We start from the raw sequence: 22,239 nt of genomic DNA, 5'->3' as shown, positions 1-22,239 counted from the left end.
GATTAGAGGGACAAACTTGTTCCTCTTTCTTTACTCATTTTTCAATTCTATATCAATTGCCCCAACTCTAATTCCATATTTAATTAATTCCTCATATGGATCTCCTATTAACCCTAAAATTTTACAAAATGCTGGTTCTGTTTTATAGCCTTCTGTTTTTAGTTTTATGATCTTAGTTTTCAGATTTGGATTTTGTGTCAAAATAAAATGCTCAATGATTAAATGAAGATAAGCATTTTGTTTAATAGATGGAACAGGTTGTCCGAAAATTTCAATCTCAAAGCCTTCGTAAGTAAAATTTGCTGTAATTGTTCCGATTCCTCTTACAATTGAGTGGGAAATCCGAAAATGTTCTTGTTCCTGATAAATATTCTCTAATAGTATTTTGAATGGTGTTAAATCATTTACCTCTGTAATAATATCTAAATCTGATCCCTCTATATCAATCCCAATTGGAATTGTTCCGCATAGAACAGGGCTAAAATCTTTTAATTCATTCAGTATATTTAATCGTGTTAATGCTGAATATGCAAGCTGTTGTTTAGGATTACCATGTTTTAAATAATCAATGGAAAGAAACATATAGACTCCTATCAAATAAGTTTTTTTTAGTATAATATGTATTTTTAAAAAATATAAAGGGAAATCATCCAATGAGTGGAATCAATAGTAAAAATGCAAAACTTAAAGGAGAAAAATGATGGGTGTAAAAAAGCTATTTTGGAATGATCCTTATCTCTCAAAAACGACTGCAATTGTTACAAAAGTAGATGGTCAAATGGTCACACTAAATCAAACAATAATTTATGCTTTTTCAGGTGGGCAACAATCAGACTCTGGCAAAATCGGAAATTATGAAGTGATTGACGCAAAAAAGGATGGATTGGATATTATTTATACTTTACCAGAAAACCATGAACTACAAAAAGGGCAGGAAGTAGTTGTTGAGATCGATTGGGAGAAAAGATATCGAATTATGAAGTTGCATTTTGCTGCGGAAATCATCTTAGAACTAATGTATCAAAACTATAATGAACCTGAAAAAATTGGTGCAAATATTACAAGTGATAAAGCAAGAATTGATTTTTATTGGGATGGAAAAATTTCAGAAACATTTCCTCTATTAGAGAAGAAAGCAATGGAGCTTATTGATGCAGATTTAGAAATAAATAGTGAGTATGACGATCAAGAAAATCAGAGAAGATATTGGGAAATCAAAGGTTTTGGAAAGGTTTCGTGCGGTGGAACTCATATTAAGAGAACAGGAGAAATTAAAGAAATAAAGCTAAAGCGAAATAATATAGGGGGAGGAAAAGAGCGGATCGAAATATACTTAGTATGATTAGATGAAGTGAACTTTTGAGTCGTGACTGTATTGATTTAATCTTAGGTCCGTTATTCACTGAGTTGCTTAAGGGTATAGGATTTTAAAGGAATAAAATAATAAATGACTACCTTTCAGTCGAATGGTAGCCATTTTTATTATATCTTACTTATTAAAAATCAAAATTATCAGGGTCTGGACCTACACGTTTATTTGCATCAAGTGTAGCAATTTGTTGCATATCATTAGATGAAAGCTCGAAATTGAATACATCAAAGTTTTCTTGAATTCGTGATGGTGTTATTGATTTAGGAATAACGATTACATTACGTTGTAAGTGCCAGCGGATAATGACTTGGGCAGCTGTTTTACCGTATTGCTCTGCAATCTCTTTAATAACAGGATTTGTTAAAGCGTCGCCACCTTGCATTAACGGGCTCCATGCTTCTAAAGCAATACCATTTTTTTGACAATATTCATGTAATTCGTTTTGTTGGAAAAATGGGTGCAATTCAACTTGATCAACCATTGGTTGAATATTGCGATGAGCTGCAATATCTTCTAAATGGTGGATATGAAAATTAGAAACACCAATCGCAGGTACAAGTTTATCATCGTAAAGTCTTTCTAATGCTTTATATGTATCTAAATATTTTTCTTTAACTGGCCAGTGAACTAAATAAAGATCAACATAATCCAAGCCTAATTTTTTAAGGCTTTCATCATAAGCTTTTAAAGTTGTATCATAGCCTTGATCAGCGTTCCACACTTTTGTTGTAATAAAAAGTTCATCACGAGAAACACCAGATTGACGAATTGCTTCACCTACTTGTTCTTCGTTTTGATAGACTGCTGCAGTATCGATGTGACGATACCCTACTTCAATAGCTGTTCGGACTGCATCAACACCATCTTCTGGTGACACTCGCCACACACCTAAACCTAATTGTGGCATTTTAACTCCATTTTGTAATGCAATAGAATGTTCAAACTTCATTGTTAATTCCCTCCTTATTAAAGACTAAATCTAGTGTACAATATAAACTTTAAAAATAAAAAAAATTTGATAGAAATTAATGGGAATTTAAAAATACGTACGAAAAAGGATTATGATTATTTAGTAAAAAAATAAAATTAATGCGTAATAAATTAATGAATTGGTTTAGAATAAGACTATCAATGAGTGCAAATTGGTTGTATATTTTGAGCTTTTCCTTCAAAATAGGTTTAGGAAAAAAGCTCTTTATTTTTGTTTGGAGGGGAATTTTTGTGTTAGATCAAATTTTAGAATTTAATAAGAAGTTTGTTGAGAATAAGGATTATGAGCAATATGTAGCTTCAAAGTTTCCGAACAAAGAAGTTGTAGTTGTTACTTGTATGGATACACGTCTAGTTGAGCTTTTACCGAAGGCTCTTGATATTCATAATGGTGACGTAAAAATGATTAAAACGGCTGGTGCAATTATAGCGCATCCGTTTGGCTCTGTTATGAAAAGCTTGCTAGTTTCGATTTATGAGCTTGGTGCGAAAGAAGTATTAGTAATTGGACACCATGAGTGTGGTATGGGGAATACAAACCCAGCTAAAATGAAGGAAAAAATGATTGATAGAGGAATTAAAGAAGAGAACTTAAAAATTTTAGATTTTTCAGGTTTAGATTTAGACAAATGGTTAACTGGATTTACAAATGTATATGATAGTGTTAATCATAGTGTTTCAATTATTAAAAACCATCCACTTATTCCAGAAGGTGTAGAAGTTCATGGCTTAGTAATTGACCCACATACAGGGAAATTAGAAGTTATTAATAGAGATGAAATAGCTGCTGAATAATGATTTAAACAAAAAAGTTATCCTTTGAGAAGGATAACTTTTTTTAACTTCATCTTTACCAAGACTCAAATAAATCTCTACCATTTAAAGGCTGAACAGGACGGCTATTTGGGTCGAATTTGTTTTGATAGAATTGAATTTGTTTTTTTGAAAATTGTAGTGGTTTTGTAAATACAATCCATTTTATGCCTTCAGTACATGGTGGTGTTGTAAAAGAACCATTATAGGCCACTTTTTTACTAGAATAAGGAATAAGTGAATGTAAATTGATTTTTACAAACTTCTCTTTATTTTGTTCGTCCAATGGATTGGCGTTAATTATTTTCTGAAACTCTTTATTCAATCTTCCGTCGTTAACTAAAACGCCTATTGTAACAACTGACTTTTTCGTATTTTCATTAATGAAATGTATCTCTAAATTACTATGTAAACCGTTTAATGTATGTTCACTAGGTGTGTGAAAGTGAAACTGTTTTAACGTATAGTTTGTTCCATTTAAATTAATGTTATTTAAATCATTCAAGGCAACTAATTTTACGGTGTAATGATCTTTTTCTATCTTAAAAAGTCCTCTATGATAGTTAATACCTAAAGGAAGGGATTTTGTTACAGTTTGGCTAATATTAATTGGTGATTGGTTTTTACCATTAGAACAAAGATTAAATTCTTTATTCATTGAGCTCCAATAATTAGGTCCAGTTTTACCTGTATATGACCAAGCTTCATGACTTGTTCCTGAAGCTATTGAATTATTTAGATGAACTATATGGTCTGTATCCCTATTTGAACAAGATGAGAGAATAATGCTGAGTATGATGCTAATTAAAAAAAAATAGTTCATTTTATACTTTCCTTTCATGTTATGTATGATAGGATTCATTTTAGACAACGATGGTACGGAACAAACATTTATTAAGGGGTGAAGAGATGAAACTAGAAGAGGTTATGAAAGCATTAGAGGAAATGGGGACTGAACAAACGAAAAAGACTTTTTTGCGTCATGGTGCAAAAGAACCCTTTTTTGGAGTGAAAATTGGTGATATGAAAAAGCTTGTTAAATATATAAAAAAGGATCACGATTTAGCATTATCACTTTTTCATACAGGAAATTCGGATGCTATGTATTTAGCAGGATTATCCGTCAATCCAAAGTTAATGACAAAAGAAGATCTTCAAAAGTGGGTGAAGGAAGCACACTGGTATATGATTTCTGAAAGTATTGTTGGTGCTGTTGCAGCCGAGAGTCCGTATGCAATTGAATTAGCGACAGAGTGGCTAAAGTCAGATGACGAATTAATTGAGGATTGTGGATGGAGTACTTATAGTCATTATTTATCAATTGCTCCAGACGAAGCAATAGATAAGGAAGAAATTCGTAAGTTACTTAATTATGTTGAAAATAATATACATACTTCAAAAAATAGAGTTCGTTATACGATGAATGGATTTGTAATTGCTGTAGGAAGTTTTATTCCTAGCCTAACAGTTGAAGCAATGATGGTTGGACAAAAAATTGGAAAAGTCCGAGTAGACGTAGGGGATACAGCTTGTAAAGTACCTCTTGCAACGGACTACATTGAGAAGGTAGAAGCGAAAGGAAGGCTTGGAGTTAAGAAAAAAACATGTATTTGTTAAAAATCGGTCGCCTATCTAATTAGGTGGCCTTTTATTAGAGCAAGGAGATAACAATGATTATTCAATCCAATAGACTTTATTTAAGAAAACTTAAAAGTGATGATTTAACTAATTTACATAAGCTTCAATCGAATGCAAATGTAATGAAATACATAATGAATCGGCCTAAAACTCTGGGTGAAACTGAAATGGAATTAAATAGGATTCTCCAAATGGATCAAGCTCATAACGAGAATTTTGAAGTAATGGCAGTTTGTAAAAATGAAGATAATCAGTTTATTGGAACTGCTGCAGTTATAAAAGATGAAAATAATGAGTTTGAAATCGGTTATCGATTAGTAGAAAAAGAGTGGGGAAATGGCTATGGTTCTGAGGCTGCTAGTTTAATAGAAAAATATTGCTTCGGGATGAGAAAGTTAAAATCGATAGTAGCAACTGTAGAAGCTAAAAATAGTAATTCAGTTAAGATACTTGAGAAAAATAATTTCACCTTAATTTTAGAATCAATCGATGATGAAAATGGAGAATTAGTAAAATATTTTCGTAAAGATCGTCATAGTTATTAGAAAGGATAAATAACAAAAAGGAGAATGCTATGCACGCTCAATTCTATTTTAATGAATATCACCTGGCTTCCACGATTATTACGTTAGTAAATTATCTAGTTTTTGGATATGTAATTTTTTGGGTCTATAGGACAAATGTTTTAAAACCTAAATTGTGGAAGGCATTGATCGCTGTACTTATAGGATTGTTTGTATTTAGTATTAACTTTAATTTTGATAATTACCACATTGTCATACCAATTTTACCACTTGGATTATGGATTCTACTTTTGATTTGTAAACATAATGGTAATGAAGAAAGATGGGCAAAATATAGACGTTTTGCATGGGCTGGTTTTCTAATAAGATACTTCTTTTTAATAACAAGTCTATTGCAAATACTAATTGAAAAGTGATTAATATTTCTTTAGATTGAATTTAAATACCAATGACAGTTTGAAATACCGTTTTTGGATATTCATAGTTAATAAATGCACCGATACCTATCGAGTAGTGGTCAGACAGTTATTCTAACCGTCTGGCTTTTTTTATTTAAATTTATAAAAAAGGATCTTCATAGAAAATCAATGAAGATCATACTAAAGAATTTTCAGAATTTACATAAAAAAGGAAAAAATCCCTAACACAAAAACGATCTGTATTGATATAATTAATCCAAATACTTCCATTACTTAAGCGAATGAATGTTGCATATCTTAAGTCGGATTAATAATAAAAAGGAGTCAAGTGAATGGATAACCTAACAAATGAAACGATTAATCAGGCAAATAAATTTGGTATGCTAGACTTGCAATTTACAATTCTTAAATTAATTAGTGCAGGTTTTATCATTACACTTTTTGCAATTATAATAATGTCTACATATTTTTTTCTTAAAACAAAACATAAGAAGCAAGTGATGGAATATGAACACGAATTAGGGGAAGGCAATTCAAACAACTAGAGGGATTGACATGAATAGCTTCCCATGGAAAGCGAGAATCCTGTAGTGGAAATCAACATCAAACAGCTTCCTTTACATGGAAAGAATTATCGATTAATTGACAATTTCTTTTTTCAACAGCTTGAAAAGCAGTTATTTAACTGCTTTTTTATTATGTATTATTTAAAAATGTCGGATGTCCAATGGAGTATTAGAAAAATAAAAAAGGACACATCGTAAAATTACATATATAATTAGAGAAGGTATATTACAATACTTTACACATGATGAGAAAATTAACAACTATGACGTACAGTTGGAAAGTGAGATAACATAATTATGAAATATGATTTAATTTTTGATTTAGATGATACGTTAATTCAAACTCAAGCAGCGTTCCGACAAAACATAGACTTATGTGCGGATTTAGTCTATGAAGTACTCGGTGGAAAAGTAATAATTAATGATATTAAAGAAATTTTCAATACAATAGATCTGGAGCTAATAAAAGAGTTGGGATTCAGTAAAAAGAGATATCCTTTTGCGTGGGCATCAACTTTAGAATTCTTTATAGAAAAACATAATATCGAGGTTTCTAGTACAGCCATTGAACAATTACAATCATTAGCAAAAATGATATTTCAAGAAAATGTTCCACTACAAAGTGACACATTTATAATAGAAGAATTTGCAAATCACAAAGATGTAGCAAGTATGACTATTTTAACTTTAGGTGAAAAAGACGTACAAACAAAGCGTGTGATGGATACTGGCTTAGTACAATATTTTGATGAAGTCATAATCACACAAAAGAAAGATATAAATATATATCTTGAGTTAAATAAAAAATTAAGTAATCCAGTAATGATCGGGAACTCACTTAGAAGTGACATTGTACCTGCAATAGATGCTGGAATGAAAGCTATTCATATTATTAGAGATTCATGGTCTTATGACGAAATTGAGCATAATCATAGAATAGATAGTATTCAGTCATTAGATGAATTAAAATTACTTTTATTTGGAAATTTGGTAAATCAATAAATTTTAAAACTTAATACTAACAATCAAAACTGTCTAATTAGGCAGTTTTTTTTTTTATATTGCCCATTTATTTGAATTATCGAGCTAAAAACTTACTAAACTAAGTATTCCTATAACGAATTCGAATATTCCTCAAAATTTTACAAATAATACTTTGACACATATGAACAATCACTCATATAATATACATATAGAAAACATATGAATGTTTGCTCATGTATTCATAGGAGGACAGTTTATGATTGAAGAAAAGAAAAAAGTAGACGATTTATGTGAAGATGTTTGTCAAACAACGGTTATGCATGAGGATATTATTCTTTCAGTAAAAGAAAGAATGTTAAATACTGATACACTCACAGTGCTTGCAGAGCTTTTTAAAGTTCTTGGAGATAAAACAAGAACAAGAATATTACATGCACTTAGTCAATCTGAGATGTGTGTATGTGACTTAGCACATTTATTAGAAATGACTCAGTCATCTATCTCACATCAGTTACGTGTACTAAAACAAGCGCATTTAGTAAAAAATCGTAAAGAAGGTAAAGTAGTTTATTATTCATTGGCAGATGATCATGTTACACAAATTTTCAATCAAGCACTAGAACATATTTTAGAGGATTAAGATATGTGTTTTCCTGAGAGGAGATGAGTTTGTTGAGTAGGGAGCAAAGGCAAATAAATAGTGAGTTAAAATTAGAAGGACTTGATTGTGCAAATTGTGCAATGAAAATAGAAAAAGGGGTATCCACACTAGAAGGCGTCGACGCATGTTCAGTAAATTTTGCAACATTAACGATGACTATTACAACGAGTGAGGACCAAAAAGAAACGGTTTTAGAAAGTGCTAAGGATAAAATCCGCTTATTAGAACCGCATATTAATCCTGTTTCAAAAATGGATGCAAGTGTAGGACAATTGAAACAATCTGGAATGAATGCCGAAACAAAAAAATTAATTGTTAAATTAGGAGTCGGTACTTTTTTATTAATTTTAGCTCAATTACTAAACTTACCGATTCTTTATCAAATGATTCTTTTTATAGCTGCCTATTTAATAGCAGGTGCTGATGTCGTATTAAAAGCAGTTCGAAATATATTTAGAGGCCAAGTATTTGATGAAAATTTTTTAATGGGTGTAGCAACAATTGGTGCATTTATTATTGGAGAGTACCCTGAAGCTGTCGCAGTAATGCTTTTTTATCAGCTAGGTGAATTATTCCAAAGTATTGCAGTCAATCGATCGCGTAGCTCGATTTCGAAATTAATGGATATTCGTCCTGATTACGCTAATTTAAAAACTGGTGATCAAACTGAAAAAGTATCTCCAGAGAAAATTCAATTAGGGGATATTATCGTAGTAAAACCAGGAGAAAGAGTTCCATTAGATGGAATCGTAAAAAGTGGTTCTTCTAGTGTTGATACTTCAGCTTTAACAGGTGAATCTTTACCGCGAGAAATAGTTGAAGGTGATGAAGTATTAAGTGGATTTATAAACGTCCAAGGTTTATTAGAAATTGAAGTAACAAAGGAATTTAATGAATCAACTGTATCGAAAATTTTAGAGCTTGTTCAAAATGCCACAAATAAAAAGGCACCAACAGAAAATTTTATAACAAAATTTGCAAAAATCTATACGCCAATCGTTGTAATTACAGCAGCTATTATTGCAATAATCCCTCCAGTGATTATTCCAGGTGAAACATTATATGATTGGGTTTATAGAGCATTAATTTTTCTAGTTATTTCATGTCCGTGTGCTTTAGTCGTTTCAATTCCATTAGGTTTTTTTGGAGGAATTGGTGCAGCCTCTAGGTCAGGCGTTTTAGTAAAGGGAAGTAATTATTTAGAGGCATTAAATGATGTAAAATATATTGTGTTTGATAAGACTGGAACTTTGACGAAAGGACAATTCCAAGTAAGCACGATTGTACCTGCCCGAAGTTATTCAAAAGACGATCTACTTGAATTAGCGGCCTATGCAGAGTTTTATTCCAATCATCCTATTGCATTATCAATTCGCCAAAAATACGGTAAAGAAATTGTAGAAGGAAAGCTATCCAATTACACCGAAATTGCCGGACATGGGATTAGCGTTATGTTTAATGAAGACGAACTTTTAGTAGGTAATTCAAGACTAATGGAGAGTCATTCAATTTTATATGAACCAACAAGAGAAGTAGGGACTACGGTTTATTTAGCAAAAAATAAGCACTACATTGGTTCAATTGTCATCGCAGATCAACTAAAAGATGATGCGAAAAAAGCTATCTCAGAGCTAAAGCAAGTTGGTATTAAAAGGTCTGTGATGTTGACGGGTGATTCTACTTCTGTTGCAAGAAAAATCGGTGATGAATTAAAGATAGACGAAATTTATGCAGAGCTTCTTCCACACCAAAAAGTTGAAAAGCTTGAATTAATCGAGAAAATGAAATCTGAGAAGGAAAAAATTGCGTTCGTAGGTGATGGTATTAATGATGCACCAGTTCTAGCGCGAGCAGACGTTGGTATTGCAATGGGTGGAATTGGATCCGATGCAGCTATTGAAGCAGCGGATGTAGTATTAATGTCAGATGAACCTTCTAAAATAGTAGATGCAATAAAAATTGCCAAACGAACAAGACAAATCGTATGGCAAAACATCTTTTTCGCTTTAGCTGTAAAAGGATTTTTCTTATTACTTGGCGTGATTGGAATTGCAACAATGTGGGAAGCGGTAATTTCAGATGTTGGCGTGACTGTTTTAGCTGTATTAAATTCGATGAGAGTTTTAAGACAGAGATAATAAGGAAAAATAAAAAACTCGAGACTTATGATTAAATGTCTCGAGTTTTTCTTTGATTATTTTGTGGCACGTTTTCTTTTTTTCATAAACAGGAGAATAAAAATTACAAGTCCAATTCCTAAAATCCCATAAATTATACTAGAATATACATCCATATACTCTACAATATTCTCCCATGAAGCACCAACTGACGCTCCGACTAACACTAAGACTGTGTTCCATATTAATGAACCGAGAGTAGTAAATAACAAAAAGATCCAAAAATTCATTCGTGACATTCCAGCAGGTATCGAAATTAGGCTGCGAATTAATGGAATTAAACGACAGAAAAAGACAGTCCATACACCATATTTGGCAAACCACTCGTCTGCTTTATAGAGATCCTTCTTAGTTAAACGTAAAATATGACCCCAGCGGTCTACGATTTTTTCTAACTTTTTTACATCTAATAATGTACCGATCCAATAAAGGATGACTGCTCCTACTACTGAACCGAGAGTTGAAAAGAAAATGACTCCTATATTTGAAAGTGAAGATTGCGTTGCCATAAATCCGCCAAACGTTAAAATAACTTCTGATGGGATAGGAGGAAAGATATTTTCTAATGCGATCAATAAAAAGATACCTAAATAACCGAAAGTATCCATCGTTTCAATAATCCAATTTTGCATGAAATTACCTCAATTTGTTTTTTTGATTAGAAAGTTTTAATATTCCTTGTGAAAAAATATACTATGTAACTACTAATTTAGGCAAGTAATTGTGAAAAATGTTACATAAATATAATAAATAGTTCACCAAATTAAATGTACATTTAGTATAATGTAAGAATAATTTGAATTAATTAAAAATAGTTATTGCTATCTGGATGTGTTATGGACGCAAATATAGAGTAAAGCGTATTTTAATAGTCTATTCAATCTAAGATATGCAAAGTGTAAAATCAGCAGAAAAACTAGTGAAATTGAATTTTTTGTTAGAGGATTTTAACAGTTTATGGAGAAGTAAAGTAGACCCATAAAAAAGCAGAATTGATTTAGCTCTTTAATAAAGTATTAATATAGAAACTTTGAGACAAGAGTAATACTTACCGTAGCTCTTATCGGGAGGAATAAAAATGTTTAAAGTACAATTAAGTAGTGACCTTTCAATTAATTTATTAACACCAAAATATGCAGAAGAATTAGTAGAAGCGCTAAAAGAAAATCAAAACTCATTAAAAGAGTGGTTAGTTTGGGCTGAAAATATTCCAGTGATTGAGGATTATCAACGATCGATCATACCGATGTGGCTACAAAAATTTGCTGATAATAATGGGTTTGAAACAGGTATCTTTTATAAAGATGAGTTAGTTGGTATGCTAGGGTTGCATTATATTGACTGGTCAAATCAAACTACTGAAATCGGCTATTGGCTAAGTGAAAAGATGCAAGGACAAGGGATCATGAGCCGAGCTGTAGAAGGTTTAGTTACATATTGTTACGAAGAGCTCAATTTAAATAGAGTCGTTATTAGAGCGGCTGTAGAAAATGAAAAGAGTAGAGCGATTCCGGTGCGTTTAGGATTTAAGCATGAGGGAGTTCAAAGAGAGGCACAACAAATTAGAGATAAGTTTTACGACATAGCAGTATATAGTATGTTGAAAAATGAGTGGCAAAAGTAAATAAATTAGTTAAACGCGTTAGCTAAACATGCTAGCGCTTATTTGTGCCGAAAGATATGGAAAATGATGTTTTAAACGATCCTATTCGATTTTGATGATTTGATGGGATTGTTATTAATAAAGCGATGTTCTTGTACAGAAGGAGGAGTTTGTTTGAAGAACGGAAAAATACATTATGCTTGGATTATATTAATCGTTACATTCCTATCTGTTCTTATTGCAGCGGTGACAAATACAATGTCTGGAGTGATGATGATTCCTTTTGAAAAAGAATTCGGATGGAGTAGGGCATCAATTTCAGGAGCATTTGCGGTTTGTATTACTCTCGTTGGATTTTCTGGTCCATTTATAGCAGGGTTATATCAAAAGTTTAATGTGAGAAGTGTGTTGTTAATAGGAATGGGTGCATTATTAGTAGCGGTATTATTAACAACAATTATGACGCAAATTTGGCATTTATTTATTATTTGGGGAGTCATGATTGGACTTAGTGCAGGTACATTTTTAACTGTATTAAATGCTTATGTCGCTACGACATGGTTTGAAAAAAAGCGTGGATTGGCACTAGGACTTTTAACTTCTAGTTCAGCTGCTGGTCAGCTCGTATTTTTACCGTTGATGGCATATATCGTTGAAAACTATTCGTGGAGAAGTGCAGTATTAACAATCTTCTCTTTCGGTGTTTTTGTTTATGTTTTACTTTGGATTTTTATGAAGAGTGATCCGTCAGATGTTGGAGTTTTGCCATTAGGGGCAGAACATAGTAATAAGAAACAAGTAAACAACATTAATCCAGTGAAGGCAGCGTTTGATGGTTTAAAATTAGGTGCTAAATCGAAAGTTTTTTGGTTATTGGCAGGGAGTTTTTTTGTTTGTGGTTTTTCAACAAGTGGTTTAATCGGTACGCATTTTATATCCCTTTGTATGGATTATGGTTACAAAGAAGTTACTGCTGCTAGTATATTAGCTTTTATGGGGATATTTAATATTATTGGTACTACTTTATCTGGCTATATTTCAGATCGCTTCGATAATCGTTGGTTATTATTTTGGTACTACGGTTTGAGAGGTTTATCATTATTAATTCTTCCATTTGCACTCTCTACAAATTCATTAATCTATTTAAGTGCTTTTGCTATATTTTATGGAATGGATTGGATTGCTACAGTACCTCCAACGATTAAACTAGCAACGGATCATTTTGGTAAAGAAAAAGTAGGCGTCATCTACGGATGGATTTATACGGCGCATCAATTAGGTGCTGGAGCGGCAGCATATGGTGGTGGGCTAATTTATTCTTGGCTAAACGCATATCAGTCAATCTTTATTGCAGCAGGAATTTTTTGTTTAGTCGCTACATTATTTGTACTTAATATTAAAAGAAAAGCGGTCTTAAACCAAGATCTTACTGCGTAAAAAATATAGCTTATTTGAAAAATTGTTTTGTGTTTCTTAAGCTTGTATTTTTGTTAGCGTCAACTGATAATTATATGATAGAGAACAGATATAAGAGGTGTTTATATGACCTATCTTTATAAAATAACAAAAGATAAGTATAAAATAATGCGTGGGAAAAATTGTTTTTGGGAAGGTAAGATTAGCAAAATTTGTGATTTGGAAAAGATAGATTACAAGAGGCTTACTCGATTTTCATACGGTGGGAATATTGTTTTTAGTGTAGATGGTAGAATCGTTATAAAATTATATCCATCCTATGTGAATGATGAGTTTGTAAAGGAGAAGCAAGTTCTTGAGTTTTTAAATGCCCGAACTTTTTCTGTAGATCTTCCTCAAATAATAACGACCGGACAATTTGAAGGTTGGAATTATTTAATAATGAGTGAACTAAAAGGTACACTTTTAATCGATATTTTTGATGAGTTATCGCTAGAAGAGAAAAAGCAAATTGCGTTTGATTTAGGAAAAATAATTAGAGAAATTCATGAAGCAACGATTACTTCAAGGCAAGAAGACTATGAACATTGGAATCGATTTTTATCGAATCAATTACAGCAAGTAGAAATTCATCATAGAAATAACGCAATGAATGAAGCGTTATTTAGCCAATTACAAAGTTATGTAGTTCGTAAAACAATTCGAGACAATGAACAGACCGTACTATTAACTGGAGAATATACGCCATTCAATTTACTCATGAATAAAGTAGATGGTATGTGGAAATTTACTGGTTTAATTGATTTTGCTGATTGCTTTGTAGGTAACGCTAAATATGATTTGCTTGGACCAATTGCATTTATGTTTTATCCATACGAAGGACTAAATAAAATCTTCCTAGAAAGCTATGGATATTCCGAAAATGAATTAAATGAAGAATTTCAAAATGAATTAATGATTTATTTATTACTACATCGATTTAGTAATATTAGTTTTTATCAAGAGAAGTCTGAAGTAGCTAAGAAAGCTGCTAGTTTTAAAGAACTTGAAGAGATATTTTTTAATTTTAATCATTAAAGGAAAAGCATCGAAAATGGCTAGATTAGTCAATTTCGATGCTTATTTTATTAATTTAGTGCTATTAAAAAAGGGTATAATTCAGCGGTCATAACATTCTTTTTAACTGCTGGATCATTTTGCATTATTCCTTGAGCATGTTGTAAGTTTTCTGCATGTAATATGACAATTCCAAACTCAGCGTTTTCTGTTCGGCCTGCTAGTGACACTGTTTTTTCTATATTTAAATTTTGAAGATAATGAAAATGCTCTGATACGATACTTCTTTCTTCCTCTGTTGAATCGTTTAAAAAAGTTGATCGAACTGGTTTTAAAACATAAATAAATTTTTCCACTCATCACACATCCAATCGCTTATACTAGTTATACTATAGCATGTAATGAAGGAGTTAATCATGAAGGAAATCATTTCTGAAAAACTAAAACAAATAGAACGTGAACATGATGTAAAGATTCTCTTTGCAGTTGAGTCGGGAAGTAGGGCTTGGGGATTTCCATCTAAAGATAGTGATTATGATGTGAGGTTTGTTTATGTTCACCGCAAAGATTGGTATTTAAGTATTGATCAAAAACGTGATGTCATAGAATATCCAATTAATGATTTGCTTGACTTCAGTGGATGGGATATAAAGAAGGCACTTAATCTTTTTGCGAAATCAAATCCTGCATTATTAGAATGGTTACGATCACCTATTGTTTATTCAGATGATTTAACAATTTCAGAAGAATTAAGATTGATTGGTAATGATATTCTTTCTACAAAGGCTTGTGTCTACCATTATCTTCATATGGCCAAGGGGAATTATCGTGATTATTTACAAGGTCAAGAAGTAAAAATTAAAAAGTATTTTTATGTACTAAGACCGATATTAGCTTGTATGTGGCTTGAGAAATATAAGGAAATCCCTCCAATTTTGTTTGATGACTTACTAGAAATTGAAGGTTTAGAGAAGGAATTTTTAGAGGAAGTAAACCAGTTATTAATCCGAAAAAAACAAGGTGAAGAATTTGATTTGGAGCCAAGAAAAGATGTATTAAATGAGTTCATTGAAAATAAAATCCAATTTTTTGAAGAGTATGTAAAGGAAATCAAGGAATCCAGCAAAGTAAATATTAATGATCTGAATGAACTATTTCGAAATACAATTGAAGAATCGTGGAAAGAATAGAATAGAAGTCACACCTTTTGGGAAAAATTTCTATGTATGTATTTAAACAAAGAATAGCCAAATGGAGTGTGAACGAAATTGACGAACTTAGAAAGTTTATTAAATCAGCAACTCGCAAACTGGAATGTATTATATGTAAAATTACATAATTATCATTGGTATGTAAAAGGACAGAATTTCTTTACGCTACATGAAAAATTTGAATTATATTATGATGAAGCGAAAGTAATGGTAGATGAATTAGGAGAACGAATTTTAACAATCGGTGCAAAACCAATTGCTACACTTCGTGAATATTTAGAAACTGCTACGATCAAAGAAGGAAATCATACTTTTTCTGCAGAAGAAATGGTATCAGATTTAATTAAGGACTATGAAAAAATTGTACAAGAATCACGTGATGTAATTTCAATAGCAGAAGAAAGTAATGACCAGGAAACAGCTGATTTATTTCTAGGTAAAATTGCTGAAATAGAAAAGATGCTTTGGATGTTAAAGTCATTTCTTGGTAAATGAATAAATATTAGTGAAGGTGAATTAACCGATTCGTAAATGGAGTTTGGTTGGTTCACCTTTTTTTATTTTTAATGATTTTTCCAGTTTGTTTTCTGGTGAAATAGTAGTAATATCAAGGGTTTTTCTAAAAGTGGTACATTTGTCTAAAAAAATTACCAAAAAAAACTAAAAAAGGAATTGTATAATTATTTATATTTGTGTATAATCATTCATTATATAAGAATCTGATGCTTCTAAAAAAGGGGATGGATTTATGAGTAAAGTATTGAAAGAAAATCATGTAAAAAAAACTAACTATACACAAATGCCAAAGGGGAATGTTACAAAAGGGAATTTTAGCTCTGTAAAATGGTCGGATTTTAAAGGGAAAAACTTTCTAACGATTAGTGAGTTTTCATCAAGTGAATTATTATTCTTACTTGAAAAATCATTAGAGATGAAAAATATGCAAAAAGCGGGAGAGGCGCATCCATATTTAAAAAACAAAGTATTAGGGATGATATTTGAAAAAAATTCAACTAGAACGAGACTTTCTTTTGAAATCGCTATGATGCAATTAGGTGGTCATGCAATCTTTATGAGTAGCAAAGATTTACAGTTGGGTAGAGGTGAATCTGTTCATGATACATCAAAAGTATTTTCTCGATATGTAGATGGAGTAATGATTCGTGCGAACTCTCATGAAATGTTAACGGAGTTTGCTGAGCACTCGTCAATTCCCGTTATCAATGGATTAACAGATCTGCACCACCCAGCTCAAATATTGGCTGATTTCTTAACAATTCTTGAACATAAAGGTAGATTAAAAGGTTTAAAGATTGCTTATGTTGGAGATGGGAATAATAATATTTGTCATTCGTTAATTGAAGGGGCAGCTAAGCTTGGTGTTTATTTAACGATTGCTTGTCCCGTAGGGTATGAGCCAAATAAAGTTGTACTTCAATCAATGAAGCATGTTGCAAAAACGACTGGAAGTGTCATTGAAGTAGTCAATAATCCAATTGATGGTGTAAGCAGAGCGGATGTTGTTATAACGGATGTTTGGACCAGTATGGGGCAAGAGAAAGAAACTGAAATACGATTAAAAGATTTTAGCCCATATCAAGTAAATGATCACTTATTAGAAAACGCAAAAGAAGATTATTTATTTATGCACTGCTTGCCTGCACATCGAGGAGAAGAAGTTACGGCTTCAATAATTGACGGTAAGCATTCAGTTGTATTTGATGAAGCGGAAAATCGACTTCATGCTCAAAAATCAATCCTTGTTGCTTTAATGAGTAATTTATAATTCTAACAATCTATTCTATTTTTAAAATTCGACTATCGGGGGTAATAACATGGGAAATGAAAAAATTGTTTTAGCATATTCAGGTGGTTTAGATACTTCAGTTTGTATTAAGTGGTTACAGGAGAAATATAACTATGATGTCATCGCACTTTGTCTTGATCTAGGGGAAGGAAAAGATGTAGAATCTGTTCGTCAAAAAGCGTTAAATTTAGGTGCAATTAAGTCATATATGATCAATGTTAAAGATTTATTTGCAAATGAATATATTGTTCCCGCTCTAAAAGCGAATGCCTTATATGAAGGGAAGTATCCTTTATCTTCAGCTTTATCAAGACCTTTAATTGCAAAGCTATTAGTGGAAGTAGCTGAACAAGAAGGGGCAGTTGCAGTAGCTCATGGTTGTACTGGAAAAGGAAATGACCAAGTTCGTTTCGAGGTTTCAGTAATGGCTTTAAATCCTAATCTAAAAGTAGTAGCTCCTGTTCGTGAATGGGGGATGACTCGTGATGAAGAAATTCAATATGCAAATGAAAATGGTGTACCAATTCCAGTTGATTTAGATAATCCATTTTCAATCGATGCAAATATTTGGGGAAGAGCATGTGAAGCGGGTGTATTAGAGAACCCATGGAATGAAGCTCCTGAAGAAGCATTTGATTGGACGAATGCTATTGAAAATACACCTGACGTACCTGAATATCTTGAAATTGAATTTATTAAAGGTGTTCCTGTTGCCTTGGACGGTCAATCTATTGATCTAGTTCAATTAATTGAACAGTTAAATGGCGTAGGTGGAAAGCACGGAGTTGGAAGAATCGACCATATTGAAAATAGATTAGTAGGCATTAAATCTCGTGAAGTATACGAAAACCCAGCGGCATTAATTTTAATCAATGCCCACAAAGAATTAGAGTTCCTTACATTACCTCGTGAAGTGACAAACTTTAAAGTAAATATCGAACAGCAGTTTTCAAAAATGCTTTACGATGGATTATGGTATTCACCTCTAATGGGAGCTTTAGATGCGTTTGTTAATACAACACAGGAGACGGTATCTGGTGTTGTTCGTGTGAAATTATTTAAAGGTACTCATACAGTAGTAGGTAGAAAATCTGAAAACAGTTTATATAATGAAGAGCTTGCAACTTATTCAAAAGGTGACATGTTTGATCACAACGCAGCAGTAGGCTTTATTAAACTGTGGGGATTACCAACGAAGGTATATAGCGAAGTAACACATAAAAATACTGTTTTAAGTAAATAAAATCGTTTTGTAAATAGGAGGTAGCTATGTCAAAGCTTTGGGGCGGACGTTTTACGAAGGATACAAATCAATTAGTAGAAGAATTTACAGCATCAATTGAATTTGATCAATTAATGGCAAAGGAAGATATAGCTGGTAGTATAGCGCATGCGACTATGCTTGGTGAATGTGGCATTATTGAACTAAAAGAAGCTGATTTAATAATAGAAGGTTTAAACAAGATTTTAAAAAAAATTGAGAAAAATGAAGTTCAATTTAGTGTTGAAAATGAAGATATTCATATGAATATCGAAAGTTTGTTAATTGAAGAAATTGGACCTGTAGGTGGAAAACTACATACAGGTCGCAGTCGAAATGATCAAGTTGCAACGGATATGCATCTATTTTTAAAGAATAATACGTCCTCTATTATTCAATTAATTGAAGACGTTCAAAATAAAATTGTTTCTCAAGCAAAAAAGCACGTAAATACAATTATGCCTGGATATACGCACTTACAAAGAGCGCAGCCTATTTCGTTTGCACATCATATCCTAACTTATTTTTGGATGCTTGAACGTGACAAGAGCCGTTTCAAAGATGGTTTAAAACGTGTAGATATTTCACCATTAGGTGCAGGCGCATTAGCTGGAACTACATTTCCAATTAACCGTTATCGTACTGCTGAATTACTTGGTTTTAGTGATATCTACCACAATAGTTTAGATGCAGTAAGCGATCGTGATTTTATCGTAGAGTTCCTTTCACATGCATCACTACTCATGACACATATTTCTAGGTTGTCAGAGGAATTTGTCATTTGGTCTAGTCAAGAATTTCAGTTTATTGAATTAGATGATGCCTTTTGTACGGGCTCTAGTATTATGCCGCAGAAAAAGAACCCAGATGTTCCAGAATTACTTCGAGGTAAAACAGGAAGAGTCTATGGTAGCCTAATCGGATTATTAACAGTTTTAAAGGGACTACCTTTAGCTTATAACAAAGACATGCAAGAAGATAAAGAAGGTATGTTCGATACTGTTTACACTGTTGTGGGATCATTGAAATTACTTTCAGGAATTATCGATACAATGAAAGTAAACGAAAATCGTATGTATGAAGCTGTTAAGAATGATTATTCTAATGCTACCGATTTAGCAGACTACTTAGTTAGAAAAAATATTCCATTCCGTCAAGCTCACGAAATTGTTGGCAAAACAGTTTTATATGCAATCGAGAATCGTAAATTTCTTGGGGAATTAGGTCTAGAAGAATATAAGGAAATAAATGAAGTGTTTGAAGAGGATATTTATCATACATTAAATCCAAAAACAGTTATGGAAGCAAGAATAAGTGAAGGTGGAACTTCAACGAATGAAGTTTGGAAACAAATCTTGAAAGCGGAAGAGTGTTTAAGCTTTACAACGAATATGGTATAATTTTCTAATTGAAAGCGTCCAATCATTTGGACGTTTTTTTGCACATTAAGAAAGTATAAATTGGCAGGCGGTGAGGATAAGTCGACGTAGTTTCCAATTTTAGGAATTAGGTATAAGTGCAACTACCCCTCTGTCTTCGCCTAAAGGCTCGCCAATCGGCGAGTTTTCTTTATGCTACTATTAATAAATAATTTTCGATACATTTAGCAAATACTAGGAGTAGTTACTAAAAAAAGGTAGGTATAATATGAGTACGCAAGAAAAAAGTAGTGTTTTTAAAGCATCAGAAGGTATTGCACATGCCGTATTTGTTATGATCGGTATCGGTTCTTTACTTGAAAGTATTGGGAAAATTTTTCACTTTGAATCGTTAATGACGATTGGACTTTCAACTAAGTTATTAATGGCACCAGCTATTGGAGCAGGAATAGCAGTTTTATTAGGGTGCGGTACACTGATTATATTTTCAGCAATGGCCGCTGCGATAATAGGTTCTGGAGCATTATTAATGGTAGATACGGCAATGACCATTAAAATGGGAGAACCAGTCGGAGCATTATTGGCTGCTTTAGTTGCTATTTTAATTGGAAAGGCCATTCAAGGTAAAACGAAACTAGATTTAATGGTTGTACCTCTATTTTCAATTTTAATTGCCGGATTAATTGGATTATATTTATCAAAATGGATTTCACCGATCTTAATAGCAGTTGGTAATTTTATTAAAGGCTCAACTGAAGGTTCACCAATTATTGCTTCTATTGTATTAGCTGTAGTATGGGGGATATTAATTGTTTCACCTGCTTCTTCTGCTGCACTAGCGATTGCATTGAATCTAGATGGGATAGCTGGAGGAGCTGCATTAGCGGGATGTGCAGCACAATTTGTAGGTTTAGCTATTATCTCTGCTCGAGAGAATGATCCAGGAAGTATTCTTGGATTATTAATCATCACGCCTAAGTTACAGCTACCAAATGTAACTAGAAATTTAAAGATTCTTATTCCAACTATTGTTGCAAGTGCTGTGGCTGGACCAATATCTGCCTTCTTATTTCATATAGAAGCACCAAAAGAAATTGCTGGATTAGGATTATGTGCACTAGTTGCTCCAATGAATTTATTAGCTACATATGGAAGTGCAGCTATTATACCTATGGTGGTAACGTACATATTAGTTCCAGGGATTGTTTCGTATATCGTGTATATGTTTTTAAAACAAGCAGGTATGATAAAAGCTGGAGAACTGAAAATCTTATAGATTTTCGATAAGATCATGATGAAGTGCAAATAAAATGATGAAAAGTGCAAATAAAATTAGTGAAAGTGCAAATAAAAAAGCCAAAACTGCAAATAAATCAGTGCAACTGCAAATAAAATAGCTAAAACTGCAAATAAATATTGCACATCTGCAAATAAAAAAGTGAAAACTGCAATTAAAATCGGGTATTCTGCAAATAAAGGATCATGAATTATGAATATTTGGGGGAAACCTACTAAATTAAAAGAAATAATAATAAAATAGAATGTGAATTAACTAAAACAGAACAAAATTATATAAAAAACCAATAAGATCAGAGTAAATAGATAAATTTTACTTCCCAACAAATAGAAAAATGAGTACTAATTAAAGTACTCATTTTTCTGTTCAATTTAAAATGCGTTTTCATCGGTCCATAAAAAATAGTTTTAATCCGATTGCCGTAAAAATAATTCCTTGTGCTAGATTGATAGCTTTAGAAGATTTCTCATTTTGTAACAATTTTTCACCTAAGCTACCTGCAAAAATCGCTATAATAGAAAATACAATTAGTGTTAATACCATAAAAGTTAAACCTAAAATAATCATTTGTAGAGGAACTGCCATACCGCTCTTGTTTATAAATTGAGGTAAAAATGCTAAAAAGAATAATGAAACCTTAGGATTCAGTACATTCATCAAAAAACCACGACGGTATAAAGCTGGTAAAGTTTGTTTTTTTGGTTTTGTAAAGGAACCGACTTCACTACTTGAACGGAAGGCTTGATAAGCTAAATAAAGTAAATAAAAAGCTCCTAAGTATTTTAAAATGGAAAAAGCGACATCTGATTTATATAAGATGGCAGATAATCCAATCGAAGCAGCAAGAGTGTGAATTGTCACTCCTGAACAAAGACCACATGCCGTTGCGATTCCTTCTTTTTTTCCGTAAGAAATGCTTTGAGCCATAACAAAAATATTATCTGGTCCAGGTGCTATAATTAATAATAAAGATACTCCAATAAATGATAAGTAAATCGTTAAATCCAAATAAATACCTCCAATAAAATATGTTCGATTTTAATATTCTTACTTTAACATATTAGG

At 32.2% G+C, this 22,239-nt stretch carries 24 protein-coding genes; 18 read left to right on the top strand and 6 right to left on the bottom strand.

Annotated elements, in window-relative coordinates:
• Positions 1-30: 30 nt before the first annotated feature.
• On the bottom strand, positions 31-582 hold the full coding sequence (locus tag CN601_RS14835; RefSeq protein WP_098171470.1) for a DUF4269 domain-containing protein: 552 nt from the start codon (positions 580-582) through the stop codon (positions 31-33).
• Between the two features lie 118 nt (positions 583-700).
• Between CN601_RS14835 and CN601_RS14830 the strand changes: the two genes are divergently transcribed.
• Positions 701-1,342 carry an alanyl-tRNA editing protein gene (locus tag CN601_RS14830; protein WP_098171469.1) on the top strand — a complete coding sequence of 214 codons (642 nt, stop codon included), beginning with the start codon at positions 701-703 and terminating at the stop codon, positions 1,340-1,342.
• Between the two features lie 154 nt (positions 1,343-1,496).
• Here the strand turns inward: CN601_RS14830 and CN601_RS14825 are convergent, their stop codons facing one another.
• Positions 1,497-2,321 (bottom strand): aldo/keto reductase, encoded by an 825-nt coding sequence (locus tag CN601_RS14825; protein ID WP_098171468.1) that lies wholly within the window; start codon positions 2,319-2,321, stop codon positions 1,497-1,499.
• Positions 2,322-2,587: 266 nt separating this feature from the next.
• On the opposite strand from CN601_RS14825, the gene CN601_RS14820 reads away from it, so the two are divergent.
• Positions 2,588-3,157, top strand: a complete 570-nt coding sequence (locus CN601_RS14820) for a beta-class carbonic anhydrase (RefSeq protein ID WP_098171583.1) — start codon at positions 2,588-2,590, stop codon at positions 3,155-3,157.
• Positions 3,158-3,212: 55 nt separating this feature from the next.
• On the opposite strand, the gene CN601_RS14815 is transcribed toward CN601_RS14820, so the two are convergent.
• Positions 3,213-3,998, bottom strand: coding sequence for a carbonic anhydrase (locus CN601_RS14815; RefSeq protein ID WP_179865563.1), 786 nt, complete (start codon positions 3,996-3,998; stop codon positions 3,213-3,215).
• Between the two features lie 86 nt (positions 3,999-4,084).
• Here CN601_RS14815 and CN601_RS14810 point away from each other — a divergent pair, with 86 nt between their 5' ends.
• The 7 genes from CN601_RS14810 to CN601_RS14780 all read left to right on the top strand — a co-directional run bounded on the left by CN601_RS14810 (position 4,085) and on the right by CN601_RS14780 (position 10,105).
• Positions 4,085-4,792 (top strand): DNA alkylation repair protein, encoded by a 708-nt coding sequence (locus tag CN601_RS14810; protein WP_098171466.1) that lies wholly within the window; start codon positions 4,085-4,087, stop codon positions 4,790-4,792.
• A 53-nt stretch (positions 4,793-4,845) separates the two neighbouring features.
• On the top strand, positions 4,846-5,358 hold the full coding sequence (locus CN601_RS14805) for a GNAT family N-acetyltransferase (protein WP_098171465.1): 513 nt from the start codon (positions 4,846-4,848) through the stop codon (positions 5,356-5,358).
• A gap of 29 nt (positions 5,359-5,387) precedes the next feature.
• On the top strand, positions 5,388-5,753 hold the full coding sequence (locus CN601_RS14800) for a hypothetical protein (RefSeq protein WP_098171464.1): 366 nt from the start codon (positions 5,388-5,390) through the stop codon (positions 5,751-5,753).
• 335 nt (positions 5,754-6,088) lie between these two features.
• Complete coding sequence (locus CN601_RS14795) at positions 6,089-6,301, top strand: hypothetical protein (protein ID WP_098171463.1); 213 nt, start codon at positions 6,089-6,091, stop codon at positions 6,299-6,301.
• A 318-nt stretch (positions 6,302-6,619) separates the two neighbouring features.
• On the top strand, positions 6,620-7,324 hold the full coding sequence (locus CN601_RS14790) for an HAD family hydrolase (RefSeq protein ID WP_098171462.1): 705 nt from the start codon (positions 6,620-6,622) through the stop codon (positions 7,322-7,324).
• 298 nt (positions 7,325-7,622) lie between these two features.
• Positions 7,623-7,946, top strand: a complete 324-nt coding sequence (locus CN601_RS14785; RefSeq protein ID WP_373604983.1) for an ArsR/SmtB family transcription factor — start codon at positions 7,623-7,625, stop codon at positions 7,944-7,946.
• A gap of 32 nt (positions 7,947-7,978) precedes the next feature.
• The gene (locus CN601_RS14780; RefSeq protein WP_306659826.1) at positions 7,979-10,105 is read left to right on the top strand and encodes a heavy metal translocating P-type ATPase; all 2,127 of its coding nucleotides are present in this window, start codon (positions 7,979-7,981) and stop codon (positions 10,103-10,105) included.
• A gap of 56 nt (positions 10,106-10,161) precedes the next feature.
• Here the strand turns inward: CN601_RS14780 and CN601_RS14775 are convergent, their stop codons facing one another.
• On the bottom strand, positions 10,162-10,776 hold the full coding sequence (locus CN601_RS14775; protein WP_098171460.1) for a DedA family protein: 615 nt from the start codon (positions 10,774-10,776) through the stop codon (positions 10,162-10,164).
• Between the two features lie 446 nt (positions 10,777-11,222).
• Here CN601_RS14775 and CN601_RS14770 point away from each other — a divergent pair, with 446 nt between their 5' ends.
• The 3 genes from CN601_RS14770 (at position 11,223) to CN601_RS14760 (ending at position 14,240) form a co-directional block, all read left to right on the top strand.
• A complete protein-coding gene (locus CN601_RS14770; protein ID WP_098171459.1) occupies positions 11,223-11,768 on the top strand; it encodes a GNAT family N-acetyltransferase in 546 nt (181 codons plus the stop codon).
• 153 nt (positions 11,769-11,921) lie between these two features.
• On the top strand, positions 11,922-13,184 hold the full coding sequence (locus tag CN601_RS14765; protein WP_257131716.1) for an MFS transporter: 1,263 nt from the start codon (positions 11,922-11,924) through the stop codon (positions 13,182-13,184).
• Between the two features lie 105 nt (positions 13,185-13,289).
• The gene (locus tag CN601_RS14760; protein WP_098171457.1) at positions 13,290-14,240 is read left to right on the top strand and encodes an aminoglycoside phosphotransferase family protein; all 951 of its coding nucleotides are present in this window, start codon (positions 13,290-13,292) and stop codon (positions 14,238-14,240) included.
• Between the two features lie 50 nt (positions 14,241-14,290).
• Here CN601_RS14760 and CN601_RS14755 read toward each other — a convergent pair whose 3' ends face one another.
• A complete protein-coding gene (locus CN601_RS14755) occupies positions 14,291-14,575 on the bottom strand; it encodes a YciI family protein (protein ID WP_098171456.1) in 285 nt (94 codons plus the stop codon).
• Between the two features lie 60 nt (positions 14,576-14,635).
• Between CN601_RS14755 and CN601_RS14750 the strand changes: the two genes are divergently transcribed.
• From CN601_RS14750 to CN601_RS14725, 6 genes are all read left to right on the top strand, one after another.
• Positions 14,636-15,409, top strand: coding sequence for a nucleotidyltransferase domain-containing protein (locus tag CN601_RS14750; RefSeq protein ID WP_098171455.1), 774 nt, complete (start codon positions 14,636-14,638; stop codon positions 15,407-15,409).
• Positions 15,410-15,487: 78 nt separating this feature from the next.
• Complete coding sequence (locus tag CN601_RS14745; RefSeq protein WP_098117144.1) at positions 15,488-15,925, top strand: Dps family protein; 438 nt, start codon at positions 15,488-15,490, stop codon at positions 15,923-15,925.
• A 304-nt stretch (positions 15,926-16,229) separates the two neighbouring features.
• Positions 16,230-17,216, top strand: a complete 987-nt coding sequence (gene argF / locus CN601_RS14740; RefSeq protein WP_098117337.1) for an ornithine carbamoyltransferase — start codon at positions 16,230-16,232, stop codon at positions 17,214-17,216.
• A gap of 49 nt (positions 17,217-17,265) precedes the next feature.
• Complete coding sequence (locus tag CN601_RS14735; RefSeq protein ID WP_098171454.1) at positions 17,266-18,480, top strand: argininosuccinate synthase; 1,215 nt, start codon at positions 17,266-17,268, stop codon at positions 18,478-18,480.
• 26 nt (positions 18,481-18,506) lie between these two features.
• Entirely contained in the window at positions 18,507-19,898 is a 1,392-nt protein-coding gene (gene argH / locus CN601_RS14730) for an argininosuccinate lyase (RefSeq protein WP_098171453.1), read from the top strand.
• A gap of 247 nt (positions 19,899-20,145) precedes the next feature.
• Positions 20,146-21,153: a PTS sugar transporter subunit IIC gene (locus CN601_RS14725; protein ID WP_098171452.1), complete on the top strand. Its 1,008-nt coding sequence runs from the start codon at positions 20,146-20,148 to the stop codon at positions 21,151-21,153.
• Between the two features lie 405 nt (positions 21,154-21,558).
• Here the strand turns inward: CN601_RS14725 and CN601_RS14720 are convergent, their stop codons facing one another.
• On the bottom strand, positions 21,559-22,182 hold the full coding sequence (locus CN601_RS14720; RefSeq protein ID WP_098117148.1) for a LysE family translocator: 624 nt from the start codon (positions 22,180-22,182) through the stop codon (positions 21,559-21,561).
• Positions 22,183-22,239 lie beyond the last annotated feature (57 nt).

It is taken from the genome of Bacillus sp. AFS017336, assembly GCF_002555445.1.
In the GTDB taxonomy this organism is placed as follows: domain Bacteria; phylum Bacillota; class Bacilli; order Bacillales; family Bacillaceae_G; genus Gottfriedia.
This window is presented reverse-complemented; position numbering and strand designations above follow the sequence as displayed.